The organism is Natrinema thermotolerans, from assembly GCF_031165565.1.
GTDB classification, from domain to species: domain Archaea; phylum Halobacteriota; class Halobacteria; order Halobacteriales; family Natrialbaceae; genus Natrinema; species Natrinema thermotolerans.
The window spans coordinates 55,563-69,785 of the sequence record NZ_CP101873.1; the positions used below are offsets into that span (position 1 = coordinate 55,563).

16 protein-coding genes and 1 tRNA gene are annotated in these 14,223 nt (G+C 66.9%); 5 read left to right on the forward strand and 12 right to left on the reverse strand.

Annotated features, from left to right (window positions below; genetic code table 11):
- Positions 1 to 1,779 carry a sensor histidine kinase gene (locus tag NP511_RS00310; protein WP_049966688.1) on the reverse strand — a complete coding sequence of 593 codons (1,779 nt, stop codon included), beginning with the start codon at positions 1,777 to 1,779 and terminating at the stop codon, positions 1 to 3.
- 186 nt (positions 1,780 to 1,965) lie between these two features.
- Between NP511_RS00310 and NP511_RS00315 the strand changes: the two genes are divergently transcribed.
- The gene (locus NP511_RS00315; protein WP_006650732.1) at positions 1,966 to 2,232 is read left to right on the forward strand and encodes a DUF5827 family protein; all 267 of its coding nucleotides are present in this window, start codon (positions 1,966 to 1,968) and stop codon (positions 2,230 to 2,232) included.
- Positions 2,229 to 3,059, forward strand: coding sequence for an ATPase (locus NP511_RS00320; RefSeq protein ID WP_049966689.1), 831 nt, complete (start codon positions 2,229 to 2,231; stop codon positions 3,057 to 3,059). The genes NP511_RS00315 and NP511_RS00320 overlap by 4 nt, the downstream gene beginning before the upstream one ends.
- A gap of 21 nt (positions 3,060 to 3,080) precedes the next feature.
- Here the strand turns inward: NP511_RS00320 and NP511_RS00325 are convergent, their stop codons facing one another.
- Positions 3,081 to 3,659 carry an MBL fold metallo-hydrolase gene (locus NP511_RS00325; protein WP_049966690.1) on the reverse strand — a complete coding sequence of 193 codons (579 nt, stop codon included), beginning with the start codon at positions 3,657 to 3,659 and terminating at the stop codon, positions 3,081 to 3,083.
- 158 nt (positions 3,660 to 3,817) lie between these two features.
- Here NP511_RS00325 and NP511_RS00330 point away from each other — a divergent pair, with 158 nt between their 5' ends.
- Positions 3,818 to 5,044 carry a helix-turn-helix transcriptional regulator gene (locus NP511_RS00330; protein ID WP_049966691.1) on the forward strand — a complete coding sequence of 409 codons (1,227 nt, stop codon included), beginning with the start codon at positions 3,818 to 3,820 and terminating at the stop codon, positions 5,042 to 5,044.
- 120 nt (positions 5,045 to 5,164) lie between these two features.
- Positions 5,165 to 5,239: transfer RNA gene (locus tag NP511_RS00335), tRNA-Glu, on the forward strand.
- A gap of 118 nt (positions 5,240 to 5,357) precedes the next feature.
- On the opposite strand, the gene NP511_RS00340 is transcribed toward NP511_RS00335, so the two are convergent.
- The 6 genes from NP511_RS00340 to NP511_RS00365 all read right to left on the reverse strand — a co-directional run bounded on the left by NP511_RS00340 (position 5,358) and on the right by NP511_RS00365 (position 9,702).
- On the reverse strand, positions 5,358 to 6,431 hold the full coding sequence (locus tag NP511_RS00340) for a CNNM domain-containing protein (RefSeq protein WP_006650736.1): 1,074 nt from the start codon (positions 6,429 to 6,431) through the stop codon (positions 5,358 to 5,360).
- A 166-nt stretch (positions 6,432 to 6,597) separates the two neighbouring features.
- Positions 6,598 to 7,026 (reverse strand): universal stress protein, encoded by a 429-nt coding sequence (locus NP511_RS00345; RefSeq protein WP_049966692.1) that lies wholly within the window; start codon positions 7,024 to 7,026, stop codon positions 6,598 to 6,600.
- Positions 7,027 to 7,177: 151 nt separating this feature from the next.
- Entirely contained in the window at positions 7,178 to 8,092 is a 915-nt protein-coding gene (locus NP511_RS00350; protein WP_049966693.1) for a universal stress protein, read from the reverse strand.
- 59 nt (positions 8,093 to 8,151) lie between these two features.
- A complete protein-coding gene (locus NP511_RS00355) occupies positions 8,152 to 8,553 on the reverse strand; it encodes a universal stress protein (RefSeq protein ID WP_049966925.1) in 402 nt (133 codons plus the stop codon).
- 92 nt (positions 8,554 to 8,645) lie between these two features.
- Entirely contained in the window at positions 8,646 to 9,107 is a 462-nt protein-coding gene (locus NP511_RS00360; protein ID WP_049966694.1) for a DUF2267 domain-containing protein, read from the reverse strand.
- Positions 9,108 to 9,207: 100 nt separating this feature from the next.
- The gene (locus NP511_RS00365) at positions 9,208 to 9,702 is read right to left on the reverse strand and encodes an adenine nucleotide alpha hydrolase family protein (protein WP_049966695.1); all 495 of its coding nucleotides are present in this window, start codon (positions 9,700 to 9,702) and stop codon (positions 9,208 to 9,210) included.
- A gap of 234 nt (positions 9,703 to 9,936) precedes the next feature.
- Between NP511_RS00365 and NP511_RS00370 the strand changes: the two genes are divergently transcribed.
- Entirely contained in the window at positions 9,937 to 11,193 is a 1,257-nt protein-coding gene (locus tag NP511_RS00370) for a cytochrome D1 domain-containing protein (RefSeq protein ID WP_049966696.1), read from the forward strand.
- A 24-nt stretch (positions 11,194 to 11,217) separates the two neighbouring features.
- Here the strand turns inward: NP511_RS00370 and NP511_RS00375 are convergent, their stop codons facing one another.
- The 4 genes from NP511_RS00375 to NP511_RS00390 all read right to left on the reverse strand — a co-directional run bounded on the left by NP511_RS00375 (position 11,218) and on the right by NP511_RS00390 (position 14,185).
- Positions 11,218 to 11,718: a molybdopterin-dependent oxidoreductase gene (locus NP511_RS00375; RefSeq protein ID WP_049966697.1), complete on the reverse strand. Its 501-nt coding sequence runs from the start codon at positions 11,716 to 11,718 to the stop codon at positions 11,218 to 11,220.
- An 81-nt stretch (positions 11,719 to 11,799) separates the two neighbouring features.
- Positions 11,800 to 12,324 carry a carboxymuconolactone decarboxylase family protein gene (locus NP511_RS00380; RefSeq protein WP_049966698.1) on the reverse strand — a complete coding sequence of 175 codons (525 nt, stop codon included), beginning with the start codon at positions 12,322 to 12,324 and terminating at the stop codon, positions 11,800 to 11,802.
- 2 nt (positions 12,325 to 12,326) lie between these two features.
- Complete coding sequence (locus NP511_RS00385) at positions 12,327 to 12,782, reverse strand: MaoC family dehydratase (protein WP_049966699.1); 456 nt, start codon at positions 12,780 to 12,782, stop codon at positions 12,327 to 12,329.
- An 80-nt stretch (positions 12,783 to 12,862) separates the two neighbouring features.
- The gene (locus NP511_RS00390; RefSeq protein ID WP_049966700.1) at positions 12,863 to 14,185 is read right to left on the reverse strand and encodes an MFS transporter; all 1,323 of its coding nucleotides are present in this window, start codon (positions 14,183 to 14,185) and stop codon (positions 12,863 to 12,865) included.
- Positions 14,186 to 14,223 lie beyond the last annotated feature (38 nt).

A 14,223-nucleotide genomic window follows, 5' to 3' on the forward strand; every position in this document is an offset into this window, starting at 1 on the left:
TCAGGACGAGGTGGCGTCCGTCGCTGACTCGGGGCGGTCGGACGCCGAAGGTGCGGCCTCGTTGTCGGCGTCCGGTGTCGCCTCGACGCCGGTGAACTCGAAGCGGGCGCCCCCGGCTTCGCTCTCGGTGGCCGTCGCGGTCCAGCCGTGAGCGGCCGCGATCCCGCGGACGATGCTCAGACCGAACCCGGTTCCGTCCGCGTTCGTCGTGTACCCGTCCTCGAAGACGTCCGCTCCGTCCGGCAGTCCTCGCCCGTCGTCGGCGACGTAGAACCCCGTCTCACCGTCGTCCTCGGTCGCGTCGATCGCACCCACTTCGACCGTGAGCGAGTCGGGACTCGTCGAACCGTGTTCGACGGCGTCCTGCTGAGCGTTCGAAGTAGGGGTTGTCGAGCCATGTTCGACTGCGTTGCGGAACAGGTTCTCGAACAGGCGCGTCACCCGATCGCCGTCCGCGAGGACGGTCGCGTCCGAGGCGACCCGCAGGGTGGCACCACCGGTGTCGACGGTCTCCCAGGCCGTCTCCGCGAGGTCGGCGATCGAGACCGGTTCGGGATCGGTGACGTCGGCACCGTGGCGGGCGAGCGCGAGGACGTCCTCGATGATCGCTTCCATGCGGTCGAGCGACTCGTCGACCTCGTCGAGATACGGCTCCGGATCGTCCCCCTCCCGGGCCAGATCGAGATAGCCGTCGGCGACGTTCAGGGGATTCCGGAGGTCGTGGGAAACCACGTCGGCGAACCGCTCGAGGCGTTCGTTTTGTCGTCTGAGTCGTACTTCGTTTCGCTTGCGCTCGGTGATGTCACGGACGATGACGAGCCAGCCGATGTAGCGGTCCCGGTCGTCGTCGATCGGCGTTACCGAAACGTCGTAGTAGGTGCCGTCGACCTCGAGTTCCCGGCCGTCGCTTTCCACGGTCGCAGTCAGATCGCGGTAGCTCTCGAGCAGTTTCGGCGCGTCGGCGAACAGCGAGCCGATGGATTTTCCGATCGGCGACGCGTCGTACGCCGAGAGGAGCGACCGGCCGACGGGATTGGCGTCGATCACGCGGTCTCGCTCGTCGATGACGAAGATCGCGTCGGAGACGGTATCGACGACCCGGTCGCGGGCGACGGGGACGATGTCGGTCAGTCGGTAGCGGAGGATCGCGACCGTGTAGAGGACGCTGGTGACGACGAACCCGATCGGCGAGGTATCGAAGTCGACGTAGCCCACGACGAAGACGCCGTTGGCGACCCACGCCACGAGCGTCCCGACGAGCAACGCCGCGCTCTGTCCCCGGTACAGCGACCGGGTTCGAAAGAGGAAGCCGACGATCATCGCCGTCACCAGCGCTAGCATGAGATACGAGTAGCCTAGGTGAATCCAGAAGAGGACGCCGGTCTCGACGCCCGCCTCGGTCGTTTCGAAGAAGAGGCCTGCCGGATTGACGGCGGCGAGGACGGTGATCAGTGCCGGCTGGATCGAGAGGGCAGCGAGCGTCCGCCGCGTGACGTACCGTTCTCTGCCGGTGTAGGTCAGCGTGAAGACGAGCAGCGTCAGCGTTGCGAGGCCAACGCCGAGGAACACCGCACCGTTCAGCAGGGACACGAGGGACGGTCGATCGACGAGTTCCAGCCCAGCGAGGGACGCCGACCACAGCGTCCCCGACAGAACGTTCCCCAGCAGCGGGATCGCGCCGGTCCGGTGACGGTGTTTCCAGAGCAACGCCGCGAGCAGGAGGCCGAAAAGCGTCGAGACGACGTAAACGAACCAGATCGAGTCGACGCTCGGTACCATCGTCCCTATTCGAGTCACAAGTCAATAAAGTGTACCGGCCGGACCGGTCTCGCCGGTGACCGGACGATAGATGCGCCGTATCGGTCGTCGTCGGGTCCGACAGCCCGCCGGTCTTGCGATCGACGTCGGCCCGGTTCCCGGCTCCCGAACGAATCATTTAGGCGTCAGCCGGCGGTACGAGGGTGTATGCCCGTACCCAAATCGGAGTTCGAGAGTCTCCCGCCGTGTGACTTCTATACCCCCGCGGAACTGCTCGAGGAGGACCGGATGTACACCGTCTACGAAATCGCCCGCCTGCTCCAGGGGATCGAACCGGACGCCGACATCGACCGCGAGACGGAGGACATCCTGCTCGACTGGGCGATTCCGTGGGTGATGACCAACGCCGACGACCTCGTGGTCGCCGAACCCCGCGACGAGGACGAACCCGGCTACTACGGCCTGCGGGAATGATCCTGCTCGTGGTCGGTGCCGACCGTGTCGACGCCGGCAAGACCACGTTCTCGGCCGGCCTCCTCGAGCGGACCGGCGCGGTCGGCTACAAGCCCCGCGCCGGCAACGACTTCTGGTTCGACCACGACGACTGTCGCCGGGCACTCGCCGACGGGCGACTGTACGGCAAAGACGCCGCGCGACTCTCGGCGGCCGGCGGCCGCGAGCGGCCGCCCGAACGGCTCAACCCCGTCCATCGGCTGTGGCGGCCCGCTCCCGACGGCGGGACGGGACTGCTCGGCCGCTCGGACCGGGAGTTCGTGATCGACCGAATCGGCCGGGACCCCGACGACCCGCTGTTCGTTCGCAACGCCACCGCCGACGTTCCGGACCGGGTCGCCGAGGCGCTCCCGCTTTCCGACGCCGTCCCCGTCGAGACCGTCGACGAGTTCAACGCCCTCGCCGAGCGCGAGTACGTCCCCGCCTTCGAGCGACTGGCCGCCGAGATCGAGGCCACGGAGGTGGCCGTCGTCGAGTCCTACAGCGACATCGCGCTCCCGCTCGACTCCCTCGAGCCGGCGTCGATCGCGGCCGTCGCGGCCGTCGAACCCGGCCGGGTCCGGCTCTATCCGGGCGATCGCTACTGTCGCGCCTGCGAGGTCGCCAGTTCCAGTCCCAGAGACGGTGCCGTCGAGAAGCGCGTCCCCGACGTTCTCGAGTATCTCGATCCCCTCGAGCGGGTTCGACTGCCGGCGCTCGGGGGCGACGAACGGGACGATTCCGCACGGATCGCTCGCGCGTATGCGGACGCGTACGACGCACTGCTGGACGCCGCCGGGCGGGCGTAGCTCGCAAAAAACGCCCGCAGGTCAGGACTGTCGGGCCATCCGCCCCGAGAGTTCGACGTGATCGTACGGATCCGTCGTCACGCTCGGGCCGTGGCCGGTATGCATCTCTGCAAGGTCGGGATCGATCCGCTCGCGGACCCGATCGATGCTCTCGACCAGCGTCCCACGGTCGCCCTCCTCGAGGTCGGTGCGGCCGAAGCTCCCGTTCTGGAAGATCAGGTCGCCGGCGAAGAGGACGCCGGCCGATTCCGAGTAGAAACAGAGGTGGTCGTTCTTGTGGCCGGGCGTATGCAGTGCGACGTACTCGTGGTCGCCCAACCGGACCGTCTCCTCGTCGGCGATGGCGTGATCGACGCCGTCGATCGACGGGTCGAAACCCCATGCGTCGACGCCGAAGGCGTCTTTGACCGCCGCGAGGTTCCCGACGTGGTCGCGGTGAGTGTGAGTGAGGATCACCGCCTCGAGGTCGTCGACGTGGTTACGAGCGGCCGCGACGACGTCGAAGTTCGCACCGGTATCGATGACGACGGGTCGGTCGCCGTCGACGAGGAAGACGTTGCTGGTAAACACCTGGACGCCCTGCGCGAGATTGGCAATCATAGCCAGCGGTACGCGGCCGATCGGTTTGTGGGTATCGACACGCAGCCGTGGCGTCCGCCACGACAGGTACGCCGAGCGTACCGACCGAACTGTCGACCCCATCGGTTCGGTAGCGATATTCACAAGCATTTTTAGCTCCGGCACGTAGTGGAAGACGAATGAATCGGCCGGGATCCGTCGGACTCGTCGTCCTTCTCGTTCTCTCGTCCGTCCTCGCCGTCGGCACAACGGCATCGCTGGCGGCCGGCGGGCCGGGCGACGCCGTCTCGACGACGCCGGTCGAGCCACAGACTGGGGCCGCGATCGCACCTCAAGACTCACGGGGATTGCTCAGACAGGAGACGCGGGAGTTCGACAATACGACGTTCGAGATCCGCGTCCACGAGAACGGCAGCGCGACCTGGACGTTCCGTTACGAACAGCGGTTTACCGACGACGAGAACGCGACCAGAACCCGGGAGAACTTCGAGGCCTTCGCCGAGGAGTTCCGGGCGAACGAAACGGGCCTCTACGATCGGTTTACCAACCAGTCACGCGAACTGACCCGGGCTGGCATGCAGGAATCCGGCCGGGAGATGGAAGCGACGAACTTCCGGCGATCGGTACGGGTCGAAGACCAGTTCACGCCGACCGGGGTCGTCGAGATGTCGTTTACGTGGACGAACTTCGCCGACGTTCAGGACGACCGGATCGTCGTCGGGGACGTCTTCGACGGGGTTCCGCTCTCCGCGGATCAGGCGATCGTCATCGAAGCCGCCGGCGATCTGACCTTCCGGTCGATCGAACCCGATGACGCCCAGTACGCCGGCGGCTCGCTCACGGACGCGGAGTCGGTTCGCTGGAGCGGCAAACGGGAGTTCATCGACGGCCGGCCGCGGGTCGTGTTCGACCGTCCCGATTCGGCCGCCATCGGCGACGGCAACGCGGGGCTGCTCGGCGGGAACCTCGTTCCGATCCTCGTCGGTGTCCTGCTGCTCGTCGTCGGCGTCGTGGCCGCCGTCTGGTACCGACGATACGGCCCGATCAGCGACGGCGAATCGGCGTCTGACGACGCCGAACCGACGCCTCCTGCCGGAGGGGCGGCCACCGGTGCCGGCTCGACCGTCGATCCGGCCACCGACGCCGCGGACGACTCCGAGTCGATCCCCAACGAGGAGTTACTGACCGACGAGGACCGCGTCGTCAAACTCATCCGCGAGAACGGCGGTCGGATGAAACAGGTCAACATCGTCGAGGACACCGGCTGGTCGAAGTCCAAAGTGAGCATGCTGCTCTCCGACATGGAAGAGGAAGGCACGATCAGCAAACTCCGCGTCGGCCGCGAGAACATCATCAGCCTCGAGGGGTTCGAACCCGAGGCGACCAAGTCGCCGTTCGAAGAGTAGCTCGATCGACAAATACCTGCGTGAGAGCGTTCAACACTCCCGGGACGAAACGGAATGCTTAAACGTCAGACGGCGCTACGATGGAATGCACTCGCGACGCGTCGGGACACGACGCAGCGCGCTCCGATGGTGTAGTCCGGCCAATCATATTGCCCTCTCACGGCAATGACCAGGGTTCGAATCCCTGTCGGAGCATTTCTCTCACTTCGAATCGACCAGTGATATTTGGAGGCGGACTCCAGCTTTGATCCCGTTACCGACGCGACTGCGACGGGAGACGAGTCGATGACAGCCAAAGCGAACGCTGTCGGAACTACGATCGTCCCTGTAGCAAGCCGTCGTTCACGACGAGCGGGTCCTCGAAGTCACCGACCAGCGCCTCGAGGGCGTCGGTCGCCGTCAGGAGTCCGACGACGGTCCCGTCGGCCTCGACGAGCGCGAGTTCCTGCTGTGCCGCCTGTAGTTCGTCGATCGCGTCGCTGACGTGCATATCGGCGGGCAGTGTCATCGGCGGCGTCGCGATGTCGGCAAAGGACACGTCGCCGTTTCGCAGGTCGTCGATTCGGTCGACGACCGTCGGGGCGTAGACGATCCCGACGAACGACTCCGGACTCTCCTCGATCAGTGGAAACCGGGTGTGGGGACTCGAGCCGATCCGATCGACGTTCTCCGCAGTGGAGGCCGTCGTCGAGAGGAACGTGACGTCCTCGACGGACGTCATCTCGTCCTCGACCGGCCGATCGCCGACCGTCAGGGCGTTGATGATCTCCTCGCGTCGGTCGTCGGGGACGTCGCCCCGCTCGAGGACCGACGCGAGTCGGTTCCGGAGTTCGGCACGCGTTTCGATGATCTCCGTCTCGGTCTCGAGCCACGCACCGGTCATCTCGATCCCGAACCGGTGTAGCGTCCACTTCGCGACGGCGTCTCCGAACCAGATCACGGGCGAGAGGAGTTTTGCGAACCAGTACAGCGGGGTGGCCCCATACCTCGCGACGAACTTCGTTCGCTCGACGCCGAGATAGGTCGGCGTCTGCTCGCCGTGAGTGAGATGAAGGAGATTGATGATGACGAACGCGAGGACGGCACCCGCGCCTGCGGAGGCGAGTGCGGTGTTCTCGAAGACGGGACGGATGATCGTCGCGAGGGCCGGTTCGGCGACGATACCGACGGCGATGCTCGTCCCGCTGATGCCCACCTGACAGCTGGTCAGGTAGATCTCGAGTTCGTTGGTCATTTCCCACGCACGCCGCAGCCCCGGTTCGTCGAACTCCGACTCGGGGTACTGTCGGACACGAGTGAGCGCGAACTCGATCGCGACGAAGAAGGCGTTCGCCAGAATGAGGGCGATGCCAGCGATCAACCGTCCGCCGATTTCGATCGGCTCCATGAACTGACGATTCGTCGAGAGTTCATATAAAAACACTTCTACTTTCCGGCAGGCTGGAACGTCGGTATCTACCGGCGGCACTGCCAGTACACTGTCACTTCGATCGGTGGCCGGCCGTCCTCGTTCGACCGACGGGCGTCGGTCCCGAGGAGAGCTGTCGACCGATTCAGTCGCGAACGACGATGACTGGCACCGGTGATCGGCGGACCACCTTTTCCGCGACGCTGCCGAGCATGATACGCGACATTCGCTCGCGGCCGTGGCTTCCGATAACGACCGTCTCGTAGTCGTCCACCGTCGCCAGCTCGACGATCTCCTGGTCGGGTTTCCCCGTCGCGATTTCGGTATCGATATCGTGGCCGTGGTCTGCGGCGATATCGACTGCTTCGTCGAGGATATCGTGCCCGTCATCGCGGCCGCGTTCGACGGCCGGAACCCGATCCTCGGGGTCCTGAAACGCCGTCCAGTACCCGTCCGGAACCGGAACGACGTACAGGGCGGTGACGTCCGCATCCGGGAACTTCTCGAGCGCGTACTCGAGTGCGTCTTTCGCCGGCGCTGACCCGTCGTAGGGAACGAGGAGTCGGTCACTCATACCGGCCGCTACGACGACCGTCGGTATAATACCGGCACCGTGTTCGAACCGCCGGCCGATCGGCCGGCGACAGCGACCCGTCGGCCGGACTCGCCGACTGTCTCCGGTTGACGGGGTCGGCGGGGGACATCCGGCGTCCCGGTTATCGCTCTCAGGTGGCGTTCATCGGAACACAAAACACCGGCAACTCGGCGTTCCGGACGACGTTTTCGGTCACGCTCCCGAGGAAGTGGCGCTCGAGGCCCGAGCGGCCGTGTGTCCCCATCGCGATGAGATCGATATCGTTGCCGTCGGCGTAATCCAGGATGACTCTCGCCGGCGGCCCCGTCGCGACGGTTCCCGTGAGGGTGCAGCCGCGCTCGCGCGCTCGTTCGCGGACCGACTCGAGGGCGTCCTCCCCGGGGCGCTCGAGTTCGGACAGGACCTCACTGGGCGCTCGCCGTGGCGAGAACCGTCTCGTGTCGACCGAGTAGACCGCGTGGGTCATCGCGTCGAAGGCCGCCGCGAGCGCCAGTCCCCAGTCGACGGCGACCGCCGCACCGTCGCTCCCGTCCGTCGGCAGGAGGACGTTCCGGACGGTGTCCTCGGTAAGCGGCTCGTCACTCGCCGCCGGCGGCACGACGAGTATCGGGGCCCCGACGGTCCGGAGGACGTTTTCGGTCACGCTTCCGAGAACGACTCGTCTGACACCCGTTCGTCCCTTCGTTCCCATCGCGACGGCGTCGATATCGTGTTCGTCGACGTAGCGATCGATGACCCGAAAGGGCGTCCCCTGCTCGGTCGCCGTCGTGACCTCGAGGTCCGGCCGCCGGTCGCGGACCATCGACGAGACGGATTCGACGGCCGACTCGGCGTCGGCCTCGAGCGCGGCCCGTTGTTCGTCCAGATCCGACTCGAGAACGGACGCGACGCCCTCAATCGCGGAGGTGTCGACGGCCGAGAGGACGTGGACGGTCGCGTCGGCCATCGCGGCGAGATCGACGCCCCGTTTCGCCCCCGCGAGCGCACCGTCGCTGCCGTCGGTCGGCAGGAGGACCGAATCGATCGCATCGGTTGTCGGTGACATGGCGAAAGACTTCGGTTCCTCGGTGATTAATGGTGTGGGTACGGGGGCCCGGCTGACGGTCACTCGACGAGTAACACCGGGACCGTCGCCGCCTCGGAGACGCGTTTCGAGACGCTCCCGCGAACGAGATGGTCGAGTTCCCGATGGCGACCGATAACGATCAGGTCGATATCATGGTCGGCGGCGTAGTCGAGGATCGCGCGATGGCGAAGGCCATGTGTCACGTCACCCGTGACCCGATCGACACCGGCGGCCGTCGCCCGATCACGGACGTATTCGACCGCCTGTCTGCCGACGTCCTCGAGATCGCTAAAGTCGATGCCGGGAGCGATCGCAGCGGAGTTGACCACGTACAGCGTGTGCAGCGTCGCGTCGTGTTCGGCAGCGAGCGCGATCGCTTCGTCGATCGCCCGTTCGGTCTCCTCGCGCCCGTCGGTCGGAACGAGAATTCGGTCGTACATACCGTCTCCTTGGTCGACGTGATCATTAATCGCTGGGCTCGGTGACGACGTTCGGACGACGGGCTCGCCTCCCGCCTCGAGTCGGCCGGCGATCACTCGCGTTCGGGTTGTGGCCCGCCGCCGGTCTGGGCCTCTTCGGCGTCGCCCCAGCCGCCAGCGTCGACGACGTCGAACAGTTCCGCCCAGTTCTCGTCCGACTGGTCCTCGGGAAGTTGGTCGCGAAGTTCACGGAAGTCGGACGCCGGCACCTGTGTCCGGACGAGATCGACGATGACGCGGGCGTGGTAGGCGGCCTCGGACTCGTCCGTTCTCTCGATGTCGCTTACCCGCGAGACGAACTCCCGCCAGTCGAACCGCTGGCCGTGTTCGTCGACTGCCCCGGTCAGGTACCAGTCGATTTCCATCGGCAGCGAGGCCGCGAGGTCCGCGGCCGCACCCTCGGGAAGCCGTTGGCCGAGCGTCACGAGCGTGGCCCTGATCGCGCGGACGGTCTCGCCGGTACCGGGTAGCTCGAGTCGGTGCTGGACGTCGCCGGTGAACTCGTCGAAGTTCATAGGTTCGGTGATCGCACATCGCTCGGCAGCATAAACCCACCACGTCGAGTCGATCCGTCGAAGGCCGCCGATCGGACTCTCACACCGGGTATCGCGATCGCTACGTCGACTCCGTGTCCCGGTAGAAGTCGGGATGGGGGTCGAGGGCCTCGAGCGCTGGCGGTGTCGGCTGGCGAACGATGAAGACGTCGTACGCTTCATCGGCGGCGACGTGAACGCCGACGCTCGTCAACGGCGTGACGACGCGGCCGACGTTGTCGCTGCCGAGGAACACGACGCTCGGATCGTGGTTCCGTATCAGTCGCTCGATGTGGCCGGCCAGTTGGGCCTCGGGCGGAAACTCGCGGATCCGTTCGCACTCGAACGCCGCCGACGGTGCGAGCGTCCGCACTCGTTCGCGAAGGCGGTCGACGACCGCATCGACGTCGTACGGTTCGTCCTCGTCGATCCAGCCTTTCTCCCGTGCGTATCCTTTTCGCTCCGGGACGACAGCGACGGCCGCGACCCCCTCCTCGAGGGCAGCGTCGTACTCGACGGCTCTGACGAGCGCGGCTTCCGCGAGTTCCGATCCGTCAAACGGGACGACAAAGGTCATACGGTCCGTCTCGACGCCGCGGCCAATAACTCCGAGGGTAATCGCCGCCCGTCCGGACGCCCGCCGCGCGCTCGTGTTTCGCGTGCTTTTCCGTCCGCGGCTGGGCCGTGGCCCCCTCGAGCGGACATCACGATCCACCCCGGCCCGGCTCGGCTCACTGTCCGTCGTCCGTCCCGAACGTCTTCGCGGACGTGTATTTTCGGGTCAGGTCGAAAGGGGGGACCGAGAGACTCGATGAGCGAGCAACTCGCCGCCAGCACCGTCAGACCGCCGTCGTTTCGCGAATTGGGGCTCGAGGAGATCGCCGATTCTCTCGAGGTTCACCGTGAGGAGACTGATCCACCGGCAACGCCACAATACGACTGTCCGGACCTGCGGGACCTGCTGCTCGTTGCGGAACGCCAGCCGGGGTCGGTGTCGCTGATCGATACCACGCGTCACGAGCGGCTCGGTCGCATCGAGAACGTGGGGAGAGCGCCCCATTCGATCGTCTTTCACCGGTTTCTCGCCGAGAACGACCCCAAAGCGTCCGCGTACGTCCAGTCCCGGCAAGGGTGGGTGAGCAAGCTCGATCTCTCCAGCGGCGACCTCGTCCGCCGCGTCCGGGCCGGCACCTCCGGGCGGGCCATCGCGATCTCCGCGGACTCGAACTACCTCCTCGCGGGGTACTACAACCCCAACCACGCGGTCGTCCTCGATGCCGAGACGCTCGAGCCGCTGCATCGGCTCCCGGCCCACGCGGTCGATCCGGACGGTCAGTCGATCGCCTCGCGGATCTGTACCGTCCGGGACGTGCCGGGCGAGCGCTGCTTTCTGGTCGTCCTGAAAGACGCCGGCAGGGCCTGGTTCGTCGACTACGACGATCCCTCGTTCCCGATCGTCGACGAGGTCGCCGTCGGCCGGACCCTCCACGACGCCGTCTACGGCCCCGACGAGCGGTACTGCTACCTCGCCTCGCAGGGAGACGAGTGTCTGTACGTCCTCGACGTCCGGGAGCGGGCGGTCGTCGACCGGGTACCGACGGCCGGCCCGCCGCATCCGACCCCCGGCGCGATCGACGAGTCCCGCGGGCTCGGCTTTACGGGGACCGTGATGAGCGACGCGATCACGGCGTGGGACCTCGAGAGCCGCGAACCGGTCGCCGACATCGAGGTCCCGGGCCACGGCATGTTCTGCAACTCCCACCCCGACAGCGACTACGTCTGGGGCGACGTGATCTTCGACGACACGGATCGGGACAACGAGGGCGTCATCTACGCGATCGATCCCGACGACCTGCGCGTCTCGACGGTCATCGACACGACCGAGTGGGCCCCCGGCCGGTCGCTCCATCCCGAGTTCACCCGCGACGGCGAGGCGGTCTACGTCAGCTGCTGGGACGCGGGGAAACTGTTGGTCTTCGACAGTTCGACGGGAGCGTTGACCGCCGAAATCGACGGGCTCGAGACCCCGACCGGGACCTTCCTCGGTAACCGGGCCACGGAGCCCTGACCCCGGCCTCGTCGCACCGCCAGCTCACTCGAGCCGCGACAGCGCCACGTCCTTCGCAGTGTCGTCCGCGGTCGGTTCCGTCTCGCGGACCTCGATTTCGCGCACCCACTTGATACTCTCCCAGCAGTCGGCCGCCTCGCCGGTGGGGACGAGCCGTGCCGGGCCGCCGTGTTCGACCGGGAGCGCGTCGCCGTCGAGTGCCACGGCCAGCACCGCTTCGGAGAGCCGCTCGAGGGGGAACGCGCAGGCGTAGCCCTCGTCCATCCCGTCGACGAGCGCGTACGCGCTCGCGTCGGCCGGCTCGACCCGCTCGAGCAGTCGGGCGACCCGAACCCCGCGCCAGGACAGCCCCTCGGCCACCCACCCCTCGGCGCAGGCGAAGTCGTCCGTATCGGTCTCGAGCGGGAGGGAGGTGAGGTCCTCGAGCGCGAAGTCGGTCGGGTGCCGGACCGCGCCGGTCACCGACAGTCGCCACTCGTCGGGGTCGACGCTCTCGGGCACGTCGAACTGCCTGAGATCGGCCATACCGACGGAACGGCGGCGAATCGGATAAGAGACGATCCGAACGGGTTCGGACCGAAATCGACTCGCGGTCGCCGCGGGGGATCAGGGCCGCCAGCCGACGAACGCCTCCTCGGTCGCCACGTCGAAGGCGTCCAGAACGCGTGCGGTCGCCACGTAGTGGGCCGCGAGCATGGCGACGCCGACGACGGTCTCGACGCCGTAGTACTCGCCGAGTCGGTCGTGGTCCCCGTCGCGGGGATCGCCGAGGGCGACGCTACGGGCGTAGGTGACCAGCGCCGCGTCGCGGTCCGAAAGCGCCGCGAGGTCGCCCTCGCTGATGGCGGTGATCTCGGCGTCCGTCACGCCGGCCTCGCGGCCCAGCCGAACGTGTTGGTGCCACTCGTACTCGTGTTCGAGGGCGCGGGCGGCCGCCAGGATGACGACCTCGCGCTCGCGGGCCGGCAGGACGTCCCAGAGCCGCGTCGAGTAGCGCATGTACCACTGCAGTAGCTCCGGGGCGTTGGCCATCGCCTGAAAGATGTGGGCGTCGCCCACGTCGTTCTCGGTGAACAGATAGCGGTACTCCTCGGGGAGGTCGTCGGCCTCAAGCAGCGGCACCCGTGCCATCCTCACTCCTCCGTGCCGTCCGGCCGGCGGGCGATCATGCCCAGCCCGATCCAGGAGATGACCACGTCGCCGTCCTGGTTGATCCCCTCGAGCTTACTGTCGACGTAGCCGCGGGTCGGATCGCTCTCGGAGACCCGCTTGTCGACGATTTCGGTCCGGACAGAGAGCGTGTCCCCGGGTTTGACCGGCTGTTTCCACCGGAGTTCGTCGACGCCGCGAGCGCCCATGCTGGCGCGGTCCTGGATCGGCCCGTCGACGAGCATCCGCATACACATCGCGGCGGTATGCCAGCCCGAGGCGACCAGTTCGCCGAACGCGGACTCTTCGGCGGCCTCTTCGTCCGTGTGGAACGGCTGCGGGTCGTACTGCTCGGCGAACTCGAGTACCTCCGCTTTGGTCACGTGGTACTCGCCGAACTCCCGGGTCTCCCCGACCTCGATGTCCTCGTAGTAGCGCATGACCGTGTGGTGTGGTACGTATCGGCAAGTAGCTGTGGGCTGAGGCAGGCGACGGTGTGTGGTCGTCCGGAACTCGAACGTCAGTCGGTCGGCTGCTCGAGGTCGGTCCCGGTCTCGAGGGGCCGTTCCGCCCGCGTCCGGACGTGAAGCAGGATCGCACAGGCCGCGGCGAGCAATCCCGCAGCGGCCGCGATGGCGAACGCGACCCGGTAGCCCAACTCGGTGTAGACCCGCGTCCCGTTGACGGTGTCGCCGGTCCAGTAGGCATCCAGTGCGGCACCGAGAACGACCGGGAAGACGGCCGCGCCGATCCAGCCCATCGTGTTGACGATCCCGATCACGGTCCCGCTGGCTCCCTCCGGGTGGCGCTCTTTGATGACGGTAAAGGCGAGCGGCACGCCGCCGCGCAGGACGCGAGAGAAGAGGAAGATCGCGCCGACGAGAAACAGGGGGACGGTCCCGAAGGCGGCGAAGACCGCCCAGGTCAGCCCGAACACGACCGTCGAGAAGACGATGAGGCCGGTTCGCTGCCCCCACCGGTCCGAGAGCCAGCCGAAGGCCGTCGGCCCGATCATGCCGCCGACGTTGCCCACCAGCAGGTAGACCGACGCCTCCGTCACGGAGATCCCGTGGGTCTGGACGAGATAGGGGATCCCCCACAGACCGAAGATCGTGATCCCGATGCCGGTCATGAAAAAGAGCATGATCCCCAACAGCCACGTCTCGGGCTCGCGGACCGCGTCCGAGACGTACCGCTTGAGCGTCGCGGCGTCGGTCACGTCCGGTCGGTCCGGCACGTCGTCGATCGGCTCGAGGCCGGCGTCGGCCGGCGAGTCGTGGGAGACGAGGAGGATGCCGACCGCGGCCGCGAGGCCGGCCACGCCGAGGCCGACCATCGACCCCCGCCAGCCGAGCCGCGAAATAGCGACCGCGAGCGGCGTCGTCGCCGCGAGGCCGCCCAGAATGCCGACGCTGAACGTCGCGCCGGTCATCGTCCCGAACTCGTCGGGTCGGAACCAGTTCGCACAGAACCGCAGCGCCGCGACGAAGAGGACGCTGGCCCCCAGCCCGACCAGCACGCGGCCGCCGAACGCGACCGAATAGGTCGACGCCAGCCCGAATGCGACCGCGCCGGCGCTCATCACGGCGGTCCCCGTTGCGGCGGTCGCCCGCGCACCGTATCGGTCCGTCAACAGCCCCGCGGGCACCTGAAACGCTGCGTACAGGTAGAAAAACGAGGAATGCAGCAGTCCGAGGCTCGTCGCCGTCGTGTCGAACGCACGCATCAGCTCCCCCGAGAGGACCGCGGTCGACGACCGGTGGAGACTGACGAGGAAAAAGGCCGCGACGAGCAGTCCCCAGCCGATCCAGCGCCGTCGATACGGGTTCGAGAGCAGTCTCACTGTTTGGGGTATGGTATCATATACATTAAAGCTACGTT